This is a genomic window from Brevundimonas sp. GW821-FHT10E09, from assembly GCF_058809375.1.
In genome coordinates, this window is the sequence record NZ_JBXASO010000013.1 from 66,828 (window position 1) to 82,013 (window position 15,186).

Annotated in this window: 11 protein-coding genes; 2 read left to right on the forward strand and 9 right to left on the reverse strand. The window is 69.8% G+C overall.

Annotated features, from left to right (window positions below; all coding sequences use genetic code 11):
* Position 1: 1 nt before the first annotated feature.
* From addA to AC1RSI_RS13140, 8 genes are read right to left on the reverse strand one after another with little or no spacing between them, the layout of a single operon-like run.
* The gene (gene addA, locus AC1RSI_RS13105) at positions 2–3,424 is read right to left on the reverse strand and encodes a double-strand break repair helicase AddA (protein WP_447941211.1); all 3,423 of its coding nucleotides are present in this window, start codon (positions 3,422–3,424) and stop codon (positions 2–4) included.
* On the reverse strand, positions 3,421–6,519 hold the full coding sequence (addB, locus tag AC1RSI_RS13110; protein WP_447941210.1) for a double-strand break repair protein AddB: 3,099 nt from the start codon (positions 6,517–6,519) through the stop codon (positions 3,421–3,423). The genes addA and addB overlap by 4 nt, the downstream gene beginning before the upstream one ends.
* Positions 6,516–7,232, reverse strand: a complete 717-nt coding sequence (murU, locus tag AC1RSI_RS13115) for an N-acetylmuramate alpha-1-phosphate uridylyltransferase MurU (RefSeq protein ID WP_447941209.1) — start codon at positions 7,230–7,232, stop codon at positions 6,516–6,518. Before murU ends, addB begins: the two co-directional genes overlap by 4 nt.
* Positions 7,229–8,326 (reverse strand): N-acetylmuramate/N-acetylglucosamine kinase AmgK, encoded by a 1,098-nt coding sequence (gene amgK / locus AC1RSI_RS13120; RefSeq protein WP_035309816.1) that lies wholly within the window; start codon positions 8,324–8,326, stop codon positions 7,229–7,231. The genes murU and amgK overlap by 4 nt, the downstream gene beginning before the upstream one ends.
* On the reverse strand, positions 8,313–8,771 hold the full coding sequence (gene tsaE, locus AC1RSI_RS13125; protein WP_154726862.1) for a tRNA (adenosine(37)-N6)-threonylcarbamoyltransferase complex ATPase subunit type 1 TsaE: 459 nt from the start codon (positions 8,769–8,771) through the stop codon (positions 8,313–8,315). Before tsaE ends, amgK begins: the two co-directional genes overlap by 14 nt.
* Positions 8,768–9,622, reverse strand: a complete 855-nt coding sequence (locus AC1RSI_RS13130; protein WP_154726863.1) for a GNAT family N-acetyltransferase — start codon at positions 9,620–9,622, stop codon at positions 8,768–8,770. Before AC1RSI_RS13130 ends, tsaE begins: the two co-directional genes overlap by 4 nt.
* A gap of 40 nt (positions 9,623–9,662) precedes the next feature.
* Positions 9,663–10,049 carry a type II toxin-antitoxin system VapC family toxin gene (locus tag AC1RSI_RS13135; protein WP_154726864.1) on the reverse strand — a complete coding sequence of 129 codons (387 nt, stop codon included), beginning with the start codon at positions 10,047–10,049 and terminating at the stop codon, positions 9,663–9,665.
* Entirely contained in the window at positions 10,046–10,291 is a 246-nt protein-coding gene (locus tag AC1RSI_RS13140; protein WP_035309809.1) for a type II toxin-antitoxin system Phd/YefM family antitoxin, read from the reverse strand. The genes AC1RSI_RS13135 and AC1RSI_RS13140 overlap by 4 nt, the downstream gene beginning before the upstream one ends.
* Before the next feature lie 111 nt (positions 10,292–10,402).
* On the opposite strand from AC1RSI_RS13140, the gene AC1RSI_RS13145 reads away from it, so the two are divergent.
* The gene (locus AC1RSI_RS13145; RefSeq protein ID WP_447941208.1) at positions 10,403–12,526 is read left to right on the forward strand and encodes a S9 family peptidase; all 2,124 of its coding nucleotides are present in this window, start codon (positions 10,403–10,405) and stop codon (positions 12,524–12,526) included.
* A gap of 58 nt (positions 12,527–12,584) precedes the next feature.
* Here the strand turns inward: AC1RSI_RS13145 and AC1RSI_RS13150 are convergent, their stop codons facing one another.
* Positions 12,585–12,899, reverse strand: a complete 315-nt coding sequence (locus AC1RSI_RS13150) for a hypothetical protein (protein ID WP_008264222.1) — start codon at positions 12,897–12,899, stop codon at positions 12,585–12,587.
* Positions 12,900–13,097: 198 nt separating this feature from the next.
* On the opposite strand from AC1RSI_RS13150, the gene AC1RSI_RS13155 reads away from it, so the two are divergent.
* Positions 13,098–15,134, forward strand: coding sequence for an AsmA family protein (locus AC1RSI_RS13155; RefSeq protein ID WP_230307726.1), 2,037 nt, complete (start codon positions 13,098–13,100; stop codon positions 15,132–15,134).
* Positions 15,135–15,186: the final 52 nt, after the last annotated feature.

Consider the following 15,186-nt stretch of genomic DNA (forward strand, 5'->3'; position numbering starts at 1 on the left):
TTCAACTGTTCGCCAACGCCGCGTCCAGCATGGCCTGCGGGATCGGCATCAGTTTAGGGCCATCGGTCCAGACCAGGGCGGCTTCGACCGGGCGGTCGGGGTAGAGGCGTTTCAGGACGGCGACATAGACGGCGGCCTGCAAGACATAGGCGGGATCGACCCGGTCGAGGGCGTCGGGGGCGGGGCGGTTGGTCTTGTAGTCGATGACCAGGACGCGGTCGGGCGTCACCACCAGCCGGTCGATGCGGCCGTTGATCGCCACGCTGGACGGGCCAGGCAGGGCGCCGGTCAAGGCGACTTCGGCGCGGGAGCCGGGGCCGAAGACCGGAGCGAAACGGGCGTCGTCCAGCACCGAGAAGGCGGCGGCGATCATCTCAGCGCGCTGGGCGTCGTCGAGGTCGGTCTCGCGCGCCAGAAGGCGGCGGGCGGCGTCGGGGCGGTCGGCGGGCGCGATCTCGGGCAGGCGCTCCAGTAGACGGTGGATCAGGTCGCCACGCCGGAACCGGCCCAGCGATGCGCCGCCGGCCGCGCTGCGGGCCAGGGGCGAGGGGGCGGGAATGCGGATCGAGCCCTCCATCCGCGACGGCGCGGCGAAGCGGGCGGCGGCGTCGGGCGGAGGCGGCGTGGCGGCCCAGGCGGGCAGAGGTTCGGTCGTGCGGTCTTGGGCGGTCGCGACGGGGCGGCGTTCAGGATCGACGCCGAAGCGGCGAACGCCGTTCTCGACCTCGCGCACCTGATCCCCCAGCCGGTCGAAGGTCTCCTCGATCACCGACCACCAACTGCCGGGTTCGGCGCCCCGGCTGGAGGCGCGGCCCATGACGATGACCCGGTCGCGGGCGCGGGTCAGGGCGACATAGAGCAGACGCAGGGTCTCGTCGTCGGTGCGGGCCTGACGCGCGGCGCGAGCGTCGGCCGAGGCGGGGCAGTCGTCCTTGGCCGAGCCGGGGGCCATCAGCCAGGCCTCGCCTTCGCCCTCGGGCGTGACGGCGGGCATCAGGGAGGGCCCCTGGGCCTTCGCCTTCATCGTGGTGTCGGGCAGGATGACGATGGGCGCCTCCAGCCCCTTGGCGCCGTGGACGGTCATGACACGGACCTCTCCGCGCGCCCCCTCCAGTTCGCGTTTCACCTCGACGTCGGCGGCCTCGAGCTGGGCCAGGCAGGTCTCCAGGTCGATTGCGCCCCGGTTCTCGGCGGCCAGCACCTGGTTCAGGGTCTCGTCTATGGCTTCTTCCGCCTCGCGGCCCAGCCGGGCCAGGATGCGGGCTCGGCCGGACCGGCCGGTGTCGTCCACGCGGTTTAGGGCCTGGGAGAAGAAGGCGAAGGGATCGCCGCCGCGCGCGGCGATGACGGTCTGGAGCATGTCGCGGGCACGGGTCCATTCGGGGCGTTCGTGCGCCCGGTCGCGGAGGTCGCGCCACAGCTGGCCGCCTTTCCGGTTCTCGCGCCCGGCGAGGGCGTAGAGGCCGTCCTCGTCCACGTCGCACAGGGGGCTGCGCAGCACCTCGGCCAGGGACAGGTCGTCGTCGGGGAAGAGCGCAAATCGGGCCAGGGCGATCAGGTCGTCGAAGACGATATGGCTGGACAGTTTCAGCCGGTCGGCGCCGGCGACGGGGACGCCTTCGGTCTTCAGGGCGCGGATGATCTCTTCGAAAGTGGCGTCGCGGCGGCGGACCAGGACGATGTAGTCGCCGTAGCCGGCGGGGCGCAGGTCGCGGGTGCGGCTGTCGAAGACGGCCAGGCCGCTTTCGACCTGGCGGCGGATTTCGCGGGCCAGGTCGCGGGCCAGGCGTTTGCGGGCGCTGCCGGCGCTTTCCTGATCGACCGGATCGTCCCAGGCGTCGGTCTCGGGCGCGGGTTCGTCGAGGAACAGGGGCCACAGATCGATGGCGCCATGCTGGCCGACCCGCGCCGGGATGTGGCGGGCGATGTCGCCCTGGGGGCCGGTCAGGGCGCGGGTGCGGTCGGGGTCGGCGAAGACGGCGTCGACGAAGGCCAGCACCTCTTCGGTCGAACGATAGGAGGTGTTCAGCTCGGGTCCGGCGAAGGGTTCGCCGGCGCCCTCGGCCAGGGCCAGGAAGTCGGCTCGTTCCTGGCGCAGACGCTCCGGCCGGGCGCCCTGGAAGGAGTAGATCGACTGTTTCTCGTCGCCGACAGCGAAGACGGTGCGGCCTGACGTCTGGCCCGAATAGAACTCCCCGGTCAGGGCGCGGACGATGGCCCATTGTTCTGGGGCGGTGTCCTGGGCCTCGTCGATCAGGACGTGATCGACCCCGCCGTCCAGCTTGTACAACACCCAGGCGGCGGCCCCGCTGCGGGTCAGAAGGGCGGCGGCGCGGGCGACCAGGTCGGGGAAGTCGAGGGCGCCGCGCTGGGCCTTTGCGGCCTCGTAGAAGGCGGCGTGGGCGCGGGCCAGGGTCAGGACCTTGATCGTATCGTCGGCGATCCGGGCCTTGCGCAGGGCTTCGCGGGCGGCGAGGAATTTGGTCTGGAGGTCCAGCAGCCAGCCGACCGCCCCTTGCGGCGCCGACTTGGTGCCCATGCTCTTTCGCGGCTCGCCCGCCTGGGTGCAGAAGACGCCCGCCAGGGCCGCGAACCCGGCGTAGGGGGGCGCGGCGACGCTCATGGCGTCGGCGATCTTGCGGTCGTTGGTCGAACCGGTCTCCATGGCCTCGGCCATGCGGTTCCATTCGGCGGGATCGATCCAGGCGACGAAGTCCTGTTCCAGCTCTTCGGGGCTGCGGTCGGGCTCGGCGCCGGTCAGGGCGTAGGGATCGGGCGCGGTTCCGGCCTCAGCCCGGTCGATATAGTCCAGCAGATCGGCGCGCTTGGCCTCGATCATCGACAGCAGGGCCTGGAACCTCTGCCAGTCCAGCTCGACGGCGAAATGGCTGTAGGCCTGGCCGATGGGGCCGTCCGGGGCGACGACGGCGGCGCGGGCCAGGTCCTCGCGCGCGGAATGGCTGAGGGCGGTCGCGGCCTGGTCTTCCAGCACGGTGAAGCGGGGCGAGACCCCGGCCTCGAGCGGGAAGCGGCGCAGCAGTTTTTCGCAGAAGGCGTGGATGGTCTGGATCTTCAGCCCACCCGGCGTCTCCAGCGCGCGGGCGAACAGTTTGCGGGCGCGGGACAGGGCCGCGTGATCCATCGCCTGCGGGTCGCCGTCGTCCAGCCGGGCCAGTTCGCGCGACAAGGCGGCGTCGTCCAGCACGGCCCAGCCGCCCAACTGGTCGAACAGCCGGGCCTGCATCTCGGCGGCGGCGGCCTTGGTGTAGGTGACGCACAGGATGGCGCCGGGATCGACCTGGTCCAACAGCAGCCGCGCCACCCGGTTGACCAGGGTGGTGGTCTTGCCCGAGCCGGCGTTGGCGGTGACGAAGACGGTCAGGCGCGGATCGGCGGCGACGATCTGGGGGGAGTGGACGGTCATTCGCTGTCCTCGCCGTCGCCGATCACCGACCATTCCCAGACGCGGGCCAGATGGTCATAGTTGCCGCCCTGGTTGCCCATGAACTGGGGTGCGGCCCAGGAGACATAGGGGGTGTTCGGGTCGTCAAAGCGGGCGACGCGGCGCTTCAGTCCCTCCAGCGCCGCCTGGGCCAGGTCGGCCGCCTCGGCGCCCGAGGCGCGGGTGATGACCTCGCCCGCCGTCTTGCGCCCGACCACGCGGACATAGGTCAGTTCGTCGGGCGTGACGGGGCCGTTGGTGCGTTCGAACCCGCCGTCGGCCAGGATGGCGGCGGTCAGGGTCAGTTGCGGGGCGAAGCCGGACTTGACCTGTTTGGCGCTGGGAGCGGCGCCGGTCTTGAAGTCCATCACCGCCGCGCCGTCGGAGGCCAGTTCGATGCGGTCGGCGAAGGCCTTGACGGTGAAGGGGCCGGCGGGGGCGTCGAAGGTCATGGTCCCCTGTTGCTCGACCAGGATGTCGATGCCCCGCGCGCGGCGCCGCCGCTCGAAATCGGTCAGCCAGCGGGCGCAGTTGCGGGCCAGGGGCGCCTCGCGCGCCATGGCCGCATCCTCGAAGCCGCGCGCGCCCAGTTCGCGCAGCAGATGGTCGTGCAGGATGGCTTCGCAGTCGTCGGGCAGGTCGTCGGGCCAGTCCAGGGTCAGCCGTTCGATGGCGGCGTGGACGGCGTTGCCGCGTGCGAGCGCTTCGGCAGAAGCGCCGGGACGCTCCATCGCCTCGAGCCCCAGCACCCACAGGGCGTAGATGGCGTAGGGATCGCGCACCCAGCGTTCGATGCGGGTGACATAGAGGCTGCGTGGGCGGCGATGCACCGGCGGGCGGGGCTCGGGCCGTTTGGCGAAGCGCGGCGGGCCGGGCGGGGGCCCGTCCAGGGCGCGGGCCCAGTCCAGGACGGTGCGGGGCCGGGGCAGTTCGACCGGGGTTTCGGCGGAATGGGCGCCGCGGGTCAGCATCTCCAGCCGCCAAAGCCAGCGGGACCGCACGGCGGGCTGGCCGCCGCGCCGTTCGCTGTGGACCAGGATGACCTCGTCGGCGCAGGCGGCCTGGACGAAGTCCTGGGCCGTCTGGCCCAGGCGGCGTTCGGGCGGGGGCAGGCCCAGGGCCTTGCGCATCGGACGCGACAGGAAGGGGTCGGTCGGGGCGGCCTGGGGCCAGACGCCTTCTTCCAGCCCGGCCAGGATCATCCGGTCGGCGCGCACCAGCCGCGCCTCGATGGCCCCGAGGATCCGCAGCGACGGATGGGTCGCGCCCCCGGTGCGGACGACGGTCTCGCGCACCAGGGACGTGGTCAGCTCGGCCAGGTCGGTCTGGTCGATGCGGCCCAGCGAGGCCCCGCCCTCGATCAGGCCGGACAGAAGGGCGGCGGCGGCCTCGCCGTCGGGACCGGCCCAGGCGTCCTGGCCGGCCAGGGTCTCGATAAGGCGTGTAAAGGCCGAGGCGGCGGCGTTCAGGTCGGCCCCATTTCGCTCGGTCTGGGGCAAGAAGACGGCGGTCGCGGCCTCGATGGCGGTTTGCAGACGCTCGACAAGGCGGGTGGCGGCCGACAGGCGTTCCCGTTTCCACTCGGGCGGGGCCTTGCCGCGCCGGTCGGGTTCGACCGCCTCGAGCAGGCGACGGCGGATGGCGGCGAAGTCGCGCGGGCGAGGACCGCGCAGGGCGTGTTCCTCCAGCGCGGCGACGGCGGCGGCTTGAGGGGCGTCGCCCAGGTCGAACCGGACCAACGGATGTTTGACGATCGCCAGCAGCAGATGGGGCTGGACCGGATCGGCGATCCAGCGGGCGCACAGATCGACCAGGGCGCCGGCGGGCAGACGCGACAGGGGGACGCCGGCAGACGAATCCGGGATGACGCCCCAGCGTTCCAGCCGGGCGGCGACGCGGCGGCCCAGGGCCTGGTCGGGCGTGACGAGCGCGCAGGTGCGACCCGTTCCATCAGGATTGGGCGTTTCCAGCGTCTCGCGCATCATCAGGGCGATGGCGGCGGCGGCCTCTTCCTCGGCGCGGACGGTGAGCAGGGACAGGCCTTGCAGACCTTCGGCGATGGGGTCGCGGGCTTCGCCGCGCGCGGCGGCGGTCGAGCGAAGGTCGCGGATGGCGCGGCGCCAGTCGTCGGTGGCCTCGGCGGGGCGCAGGGCCTCGTTGACCAGGCGCTGGCGGGCCTGGCCACGGGCGAGGGCGGCAGGGGGCTGGGACGGGGCGAACCAGGGGCGGACATCGGCGCGGGCGACCTCGACCCGGTCCAGCAGTCGTTTCATCGCGCTTTGCGGATGCTGTTCGTCCAGCCGGTCCCAGACCGCCGCGTCCAGATCGAGATCGAGGCCGGGCAGGACGACGCAGCCCAGCGGCGCCCTGGCCACGGCCATCAGCACGTCGCCGGCGGCGGGGACGGTGCCGGTCGAACCGGCGGCGATGACGGCCTGGGCCGGGGGGGTGTGGTCCCAGAGTTCAGCAAGGCGGCGCAGCAGGGTGGCGCGGCGCCAGGCGGGATCGACCAGGCCCAATTCGGCCAGGCGTTTGGGCCAGGCGGTGACGGCGAGACCCAGGAACTCGGCTGACCGTTCCCAGTGTTCGGCCATTTCGCCGTCCACCAGTGTGGCGATCCGTTCGGGGTTCTGGACCTCTTCCAGCTGGCAGGAATCGAGGAAGCCGCCGAGCGCGTCCGCCAAGTCCAGGGCCCGCATCGGCGTCAGGTCGCTGTCGAACTGTTCGACGATCATCCGCGCCATCTCGAACCGGCGGGTCAGGGCGGGGATGGCGGGGGGCAGGTCGAGGCCCAGGGCGCCGGGGGTGAAGGGCGGCTCGTCCTCCTCCAGATCGCCCAGAGGCCGGACCTGGGGCAACAGGATGGGGCGGCCCTGCGAGAGTTTCGACAGGGCGCCGGTGAAGGCGCGGGCGGCGCGGCGGTTGGGCAGAAGGATGGTGGCGTCGGACAGGGTCTCGGGCGGCAGATCGCCCAGCCAGGCCAGGACGCCGGCGGCCAGGTCTTCGAGGAAGGGCCGGTGGGCGGGGATGGCGTACCAGCGGGGGCTGGAGGCCGCGAAGGGGTCGAAGGCGCTCACGCGTCTCCCGCCAGTTTCGCCTCGGCCTGATCCCGCGCCTGGGGATCGCCGACGTGCATCCAGTCGCCGTCCAGGACGCATCCGTAGAGGCGGCCTTCGGCGGCGGATTTGCGCCACAGGGGGCTGAGGGAGAAGGGGCCGTCGGGGCCGTGGTCGGCGTATCCGGGGTGGGTGATGTGGACGCCCATATAGGCGAAGGGGGCGGACGGGGCGTCGCCGCGGAATGTCAATCTCCCATCCTCGGCCAAGAAGAAGTCGCCGTCGCCTTCGAAGCCGATGGAGCCCTCGCGGCGGGCCAGCAGCAGGGCGGCGTCCATTTTCTCGGGGTTCCACAGGCGGACGAGGTCGGCCAAGGCGTCGCCTCGGTCGATCCAGACGCTGTCGATATTGGCGACGAAGACAGGATCGTCGCCCAGCAGGGGGTGGGCCTTTTTCAGGCCGCCGCCGGTCTCCAGCAATTCGGCTCGCTCGTCGGAGATGACGATCCGTGGGCCGCGTCCGCGTGCGGCCAGATAGGCTTCCAGGCGGTCGGCGAACCAGTGGACATTGACCACTGCTGTCTCGACCCCGGCGTCCGCCAGCCGATCCAGCACATGGTCGATCAGGGCGCGGCCGCCGACCTCGACCAGGGCCTTGGGCCGGTCGTCGGTGAGGGGGCGCATCCGGGTGCCCAGGCCGGCGGCCAGCACCATTGCGGTCTTGGGAGCGGTCATGCGCGCACCTCGGCTGGGACGTGGCGGTCAAACCAGCGGGCGACGGGCGCCAGGGCCGGCTGTTCGAGATTGGCGTTCAGATGCCGCCACATGCGCGGCAGGAACTGACGGTAGCGGGGCTTGCCGTCGCGGGCGATCAGCCGGGCGAAGATACCGATAATCCGCGCCTCGTTCAGGGCGGCCAGTCCGGCGTAGTCGGCCATGAAGGCGGCGCGGTCCACCTGGGGCCGCAGGGCGAAATAGCGGTCCAGGGCCTCGGCTTCCAGCGCCGGCGACACGTCGCGGCGGGCGTCCTGAAGCAGGGAGTGCAGGTCCCAGGAGGGGTGGGCGCGCACCGCGTCCTGGAAGTCGATCATGCCGACGCGGGCGGGGCCCTGGCGCTCGGGCAGCCAGATCAGGTTCTCGGCGTGATAGTCGCGGTGGGCCATGACCGAGGCCCCGCCCGCGCCCGAGGCGACCAGGGGCGCCCAGGCCTCGCGCCACGCCGTCACGGCGGCGGCGTCGAAGGCGACGCGGTCGTCCAGACGGGGCAGCCATTCGACGAACAGGTCGGCCCCGCCCTGAAGCGCCGTCTCGTCATAGGTCAGCAAGGGCCAGTCGCCGCCGGGGCCGTGCAGGGTCTGCGGCGGGCTCCCGGCCTCGTGCAGGGCCGCCAGGGCCTCGATAGCGGTCAGATACAGCGGCGTCTCATCGGCACCGTCCTCGATGACGCGGGCGAACAGGGCGTCGCCGAAATCTTCCAGCACGGCCAGGCCGTTCGGGGCGTCCAGGGCCGGGATTTCAGGGGCGGACAGGCCCAGCGACTTCAGATGGGCGGCCACGGCGGCGAAGGCCTCTATCCGGCCGGCGGACAGGCGGGCGACGGCGTTCCAGCCGGCGGCCTGGCGCTGTTGCGGCGTCCAGGATGGGTCGGCGGGCGGGCTTTCGGCGGCGGGCGCCTGGTCCATCAGCATCAGGCTGGCGCCGCCCGGCGTGGTCAGCCGCTCGTAGCGCCGCGTCGAGGCGTCGCCGGGCAGGGGCGCGCGCGCCGCCTCGGCCAGGCCGGCGCCCTTCAGGAAGTCGAGGCGAAGCTGTTCGCGGTCAGAAACGGACATGGTCGATCAGGTCTTCCCACCGGCCTGCGCCGGAAACGGTCGCAACACGGCCGTCGCCGTGTTCGGAAATTTCGATGGCCAGCCGGTCGGGCCCCAGGAACCGTTCCGGCGCCTCGCCCAGCCGCTCGGGCCATTCGATGACGGCGCAGCCCTCGTCCAGGGCCTCGTCCAGGCCGATCTCGAAGGCCTCTTCCGGCCGGGTCAGGCGATAGAGGTCGAAATGGGCGACGGGCGGGTCGGACTCGTAGAACTGTACCAGGGTGAAGGTCGGGCTGGGCACGTCCTCGTCCGGCGTGGTCAGGGCGCGGATCAGGCCGCGCGCCAGGGTCGACTTGCCCATGCCCAGCGGCCCGTACAGCAGCAGGCTGTCGCCCGGCGCGAGAAGAGGGGCGATGGCGTGGCCCAGACGGGTGGTGGCCTCGGCGTCGGGAAGGTCGATCTTCATGGGAACACCGCGTCGGGATCGGCGGCCAGGGTCCGTTCGGTGAACTGTTTCAGGGCCACGGTGGCCTTGACGGCGTCCCCGTCCAGTCGGTCGGGCGGGATGGGCCGGCCGACCACGACGTCGAAGGGCTTGCCCGCCTTATTCAGCAGTTCGTGGAACAGGGTCACGTCGCGCAGTTCCTGCGAGACCTTGTCGAACAGGTGGAACAGCCGGCTGTAGGGGCCGGTGACATGCATGGGAATGACCGGAGCGCCGTATTTGCGCGCCAGGGAGGCGGCGGTCGGCGCCCATTCGGGATCGGTCAGGACGCCGTTCTGCTCGCGGGCCAGACGGCCGGCGGGGAACATGACGACGCAGCGTTCGGCCTCGAAGGCCTCCTTGGCGGCGTTCAGGGTGGCGCGGGTCTTTTCGCGGGTGCGCTTGTCGTGAACCCATTCGACGGGGATCACTGTCTCGGCCAGTCGCGGCGAGACGCGCAGGGCGTCGGCGTTGGCGAAGAAGATGGCGTCGGGGCGGCGCTGTCGGACGGCGTCATAGACCGCCACCCCGTCGGCGATGCCGGTGGGATGATTGGCGACCACGACGCACCGGCCGGTCGCGGGCAAACGGTCCAGATGGGCGGTGGAGACCTTCAGGTTCAGCAGGTCCGAGACATAGTCCAGGGTTTCGGCGCCTGACAGGTTCTGGATGGCGTCGGCCATCCGCACCGCCGCCCTGTAGTTCAGCACGGAATACAGGGCCGGCCGCACGACCGGCCAGAAGGGAGAGGCGGTCAGACGCGGGGCGCGCTCGGCGATGAGGACATCGACGATATGGGGCGAACGGCGTACGGGAAGGGCGGCGGAATTCATGGACGACCGCTTGTCGCCGGTTCGGCGAAAGGGAGCAAGCCTACCAGAGGCGCGCCACGCCGAAGCTGTCGAACACCTGTTCATTGGAGACGAGCGTCAGGTTGTTGATCAGGCCCTGGGCGATCAGCAGCCGGTCGAACGGGTCGCGGTGCGTATGGTCCAGCCGGCCGGCGTGGGACGCCTCGCGGGCGGTGATCGGCAGGATGTCAAAACCTTCGAGATCGACCTCGGCCTCGAACCGTTCGGCCAGCAGCCCAGCCTTGGGCAGTCGGCCCATGCCGTGTTTCAGGGCGATCTCATAGGCTGACACAGCGCTGACGAAGACATGGGCGTCGCCGTCCCTTATCGCGGCCTCTGCGGCGCGGCTGAGCCCGGCTTCCCCCGACATCCACCAGATGAGGGCGTGGGTGTCGAGCAGCAGCCTCATTCGCCTCGGCCCTCCCACAGACGCAGTTCGTCTTCCGGCAGGGGGTCGAAGAAACGATCATCCATGGCGACGAGGCCCTTCAGCCGACCCGGCTTGCGCTCGGGCTTGGCCGCCGGCTGGAAGGGCACAATCCGTACTGCGGGCTTGTCGCCGCGCGCAATGACGACCTCTTCGCCGCGTTCGGCGGCGGCGATCAGTTTGGAGAGATGGGTCTTGGCGTGGTGGACGGTGACAGTGGTCATGTCGCGCTCCTTGGTCCAAGTAACTTAGCTAACTTCTGAGCTGTCAGCAACTTTCGCCCGGCGAACGGTGGTGCTACGCCTCGCCGCTGCAAGTTTTGCGAGGAATGCCCCATGCGCCACCGTTCTCTCTTGTCCGCCGCCTGCGCGGGAATTGCCTTGTCGGGCGCCCTGATGAGCGCCGCTCCGGCCCTGGCCCAGGTTCCGCCCGCGCCGGTTCCGGCTGCGCCCGCGACGCCTGACGCCTTCACCTATAAGGATATGATCACGGCCAACCGGCTGGGGGATCCGCAGGTGTCGCCGGACGGGCGCTACGTCGTCTATTCGGTGACGACGACGGATGTAGAGGCCAACCGCCGCGCCGGCAGCCTGTGGATGCTGGATCTGGAGACGCCGGACGTGGCGCCGCGCCGACTGGCTATCTCGGACCAGGGCGCCAACACCGCCCGCTGGGGCGGGGACGGCAATCTGTATTTCCTGTCGGGCAAGTCGGGCGCCAGCCAGGTCTGGCGCGTGGCCTCGCCCACGGCGACGCCGGTGCAGGTGACCAATCTGCCGCTGGACGTGAACGCCTATCGGATCAGCCCCTCGGGCGACAAGGTGGCCGTGTCCCTGGCCGTCTATCCGGACGCGGCCGATCTGGACGCCTCGGTCGAGATGGGCAAGGCCATGGCCGAGCGGAAAACAACCGGCCAGGTCTATGACCGGATGTTCGTCCGCCACTGGGATACGTGGAACGACCACACCCAGAACCATCTGTTCGTCCAGTCGATCGGTCGCAACGGTCAGGCGACCGGAACTCCGGCCTGGGTGACCAAGGGGTTTGACGGGGACACCCCGTCCAAGCCGTTCGGCGACGAGAGCGATTTCGTCTTCACCCCTGCGGGCGACTCCATCGTCTTCTCGGCGCGCCTGGCCGGCAAGACCGAGCCGTGGAGCACCAATTTCGACCTGTGGAAGACCAACGGCCTGACCGGCGACGGGACCTTCACCAACCTGACCCAGGACAATCCGGCCTGGGACGCGGGGCCGGTGTTTTCGCCGGACGGCCGCACCCTGGCCTATCGCGCGATGGCGCGGCCCGGTTTCGAGGCTGATCGCTATCAGATCGTGTTGATGGATGTTCAGAGCGGCCAGAAGCGCGAGATCGCGTCGAACTGGGACCGTTCGGCCGACACCCTGCAATGGTCGCGCGACGGCCAGACCCTGTACACGACCGCCGGCGACGTGGGTTCGACCAGGCTGTTCGCCGTGGACACGCGCAACGGCGTCGTCACCCCGGTCACCGGCCCCGGCCACGTCTCGGCCTTCCAGCAGACGCCGTCGGGCTTCGTTTTCGCCCAGGACAGCCTGAAGTCGCCCAGCGATCTGTATTTCAAGACCTATCTGGGTCGTGAAATGCCGCGTCGCCTGACCCAGGCCAACCCGGCCTTCGACGCCAAGGCCTTCGGCGAATACGAGCAGTTCAGCTTCCCCGGCTGGAACAACGAGACGGTGCACGGCTACGTCATCAAGCCGGTCGGCTATGAGGAAGGGAAGAAGTACCCCGTCGCCTTCCTGATCCACGGCGGACCCCAGGGCTCGTTCGGGGACGGCTGGTCGTATCGCTGGAACCCCGAGACCTACGCCGGGGCAGGCTATGCGGTGGTGATGATCGATTTTCACGGCTCGACCGGCTACGGCCAGGCCTTCACCGACGCCATCAGCCAGCACTGGGGCGACCGGCCGCTGGAGGATCTGCAAAAGGGCTGGGCCGCCGCGCAGCAGAAGTATGACTTCCTGGACGGTTCCAACGCCTGCGCCCTGGGCGCCTCATACGGCGGCTATATGATCAACTGGATCGCCGGCAACTGGTCGAACGCGTTCAAATGCCTGGTCAACCACGACGGCGTCTTCGACACCTTCGGCATGGGCTATTCGACCGAGGAGCTGTGGTTCACCGAGTGGGAATACGGCGGCACGCCGTGGGACAAGCCGGAAGGCTATCAGAAGTTCAACCCCGCCAACCATGTCGAGAACTGGAAGACGCCGATGCTGGTGGTGCAGGGCGACCACGACTTCCGCATTCCGACGGCCCAGGGCCTGTCCACCTATACGGCGCTGCAGCGCCGGGGAATCGACAGCCGCCTGATCGTCTTCCCGAACGAGAACCACTGGGTGCTGAAGCCGGCCAACAGCCTGCAATGGCACAATGAGGTGTTCGGCTGGCTGAACAAGTATCTGACCCCCGCCCAATAGGGCCGGGGCGCCGCAGAAACGAAGGAAGGGCGCAGCCGCAAGGCCGCGCCCTTTTTCGTTAGAGACCTGCGCGGGTCTCGGCCAGTTGGTTCAGACGGGCGTATTCGCGCGCCGTCATGCAGCGCGGCGTGGACCAGGTTTCGCCGTTCGAGCGGGCGTTCAAGGTTTCGCGCGCGCTGACGAAGACCGGCTGAACGCCGAACTCGCGCTGGTAGGCGCGACGGGTGGCCGCATCGGTCGCGCAGATCATGACGATCTGTTGGGATTCGGCGCGCTGCGGCTTGGACGTCTCGGCCAGGCTGGGGGTCGCGGTCGCCGCAATGGCGGCGAGAACCAGCGCGGGCGATGCAAATCGGGTCATTGAGCGGGTCATCGGGCATCCTCCTGTGGCCTGAATTAAGATCAGGGCTCTGATGAAATATGCGCCGAATTTTCGCGTTGTAAAGTTTTTGCGACAACTGAGCGCATAACTGACGAAATTTTAGGCCGGGAGAGGTCGGAGGGGACCGGGCGGCTCCAAACCGCGACTTGCGCGTTCTGTCTGGCTCACGGAGCCGATTGTTTGGCCAAGATGCTGAAGTGGAACGAATTGTGGTCGGACCTGCGTCGCAGGGGCATAGATCCGGCTGTGGCTCGCGCGCGAAGCTTTCACGATTGGGTGCGGCGGAATGACCCGGTGTACGCCGCCGTCCGACGGCCCGGTCGCGCCGAGGCCTGGGCAGGGGGCGTCGGCCTTTTTCTGATCGGCCTGGTGGTTCTGGCTCTGATCCTGTTCGACTGGAACATGGTGCGCGGACCCATCGGACGCTGGGCCTCGGCGGCGTATGATCGCGACATTGCGCTTCAGGGCGACCTGGACGTCCATCTGTTCAGCTGGACGCCTTCGGCGGTGGTGCGGGGTCTCAAGATCGGCGGGCCGGAGTGGGCGCGGGATCGCGATACGGCCGATGTGGACGAAATCCGCGCCTCGGTGCGGCTGCGCAAACTGTTCGCCGGCCAGATCGAAATGCCGTTGCTCAGCTTCACCCGCCCCCAGCTGGTGCTGATCACCGACAAGGACGGCCGCAACAGCTGGGACCTGAACCCCGAAAAGCCCGACACGGGCGAGGGGATGAAACTGCCGGTCATCCAGCAGCTGGTCATCACCGACGGCAGCCTGGTCTTCGACGAGCGGAGACGCGGTCTGAAACTGGAGGCGACGGTCGATGCGCGCGAGGGGCAGGGTGACGACGCCGGTTTCGTGCTGGACGGCGAGGGCGAGGTCAATGGTTCGCCGCTGACGCTCCGCGTCCGGGGCGGCCCTTTCATCAATATCCGTCGTGACCGACCCTATGACTTCGAGGCTAGCGTCAGCGGCGCGGGTTCCAGCCTGACTGCCAAGGGGGCCGTGACCCGGCCGTTCGACCTGGGCCGGTTCGACGCCACCCTGAGCTTGCAGGGGCGCGACCTGTCGGACCTGTATCTGCTGACGGGGGTCGCCCTGCCCAACACCCCGCCCTATCGGCTGAAGGGCGCGTTGAAGCGGAACGAGAATATCTGGACCTTCAGTGATTTCGACGGCCGGGTCGGGGCCTCGGACCTGTCCGGCGATGTGCGGGTCGATGCGGCGAAACGGTTGCGGGTCGATGCGGAACTGACGTCGCGCCGCCTCGACATCGACGACCTGGCCGCCGTCCTGGGCGCCCGGACCGTGACGAATGCGGCGGGATCCAATACCGAGGCGCCCGTGGCCGTCGGCGGCAAGCTGCTGCCCGACGCGCCGCTGCAGACCGAGCGCCTGCGGGCGATGGACGGAAGCCTGAGCTATCGGGCGGTCGCGGTGAAGGCCAATGACCTGGATGTGCGGGCGGTGAACCTGGGCGCGGAACTGAAGGACGGCGTCCTTGATCTCGATCCCGTCAGTTTCAACTTCAATCGGGGCGAACTGAACGGCACGGCCCGGATCAATGCGACGCGCGACATCCCCTACAGCGTCGTCGATTTCCGTCTGGCCGGCTATCCGCTGGAATCCATCATTCCTGCGCGCGACGGAACCGCGCCCCTGACCGGGCGCGCTCTGGGCCGGGCGCGGCTGGAAGGACCCGGCGCCTCGATCCATGATTTCGCAGCGGCGTCCAAGGGCTCGCTCAGCCTGGTGGTGCCCGACGGTCAAATGCGGTCGGCCTTCGCCGAACTGTTGGGCATCAACGCCAGCGCCGGCCTGCTGAAACTGTTGCGCGGCGACCAGTCGACGGCCCAGATCCGGTGCGCCGTCGCCGATTTCGACGTGCGGGGCGGGGCGGCGACGGCCAAGACCCTGGTCATCGATACGGATGTGGTTCTGGCCCAGGGCACAGGCACGATCGACCTGGGGGCCGAAACCCTGGACCTGCGTGTGGATGGCGAATCCAAGAAGCCGCGCCTGCTGCGGGTCTGGGCGCCCATCACGGTCAAGGGGGCCTTGACCGCCCCCCAGGTCGGCGTCGATGTCCGCGCCCTGGTCGGCCAGGGCGGGGTCGCCGGTCTTCTGAGCGCGGTGGTGGCGCCGGTCACGGCCCTGTTCGCCTTCGTCGATCCGGGCCTGGCCGAGGATGCGAACTGCGGCCGGCTGATCGCCGGGGCGCGATAAATCTGCGAAGGGTCAGGGCCGAGCGAGGGGCGACGACGTATTGGAAGCCATG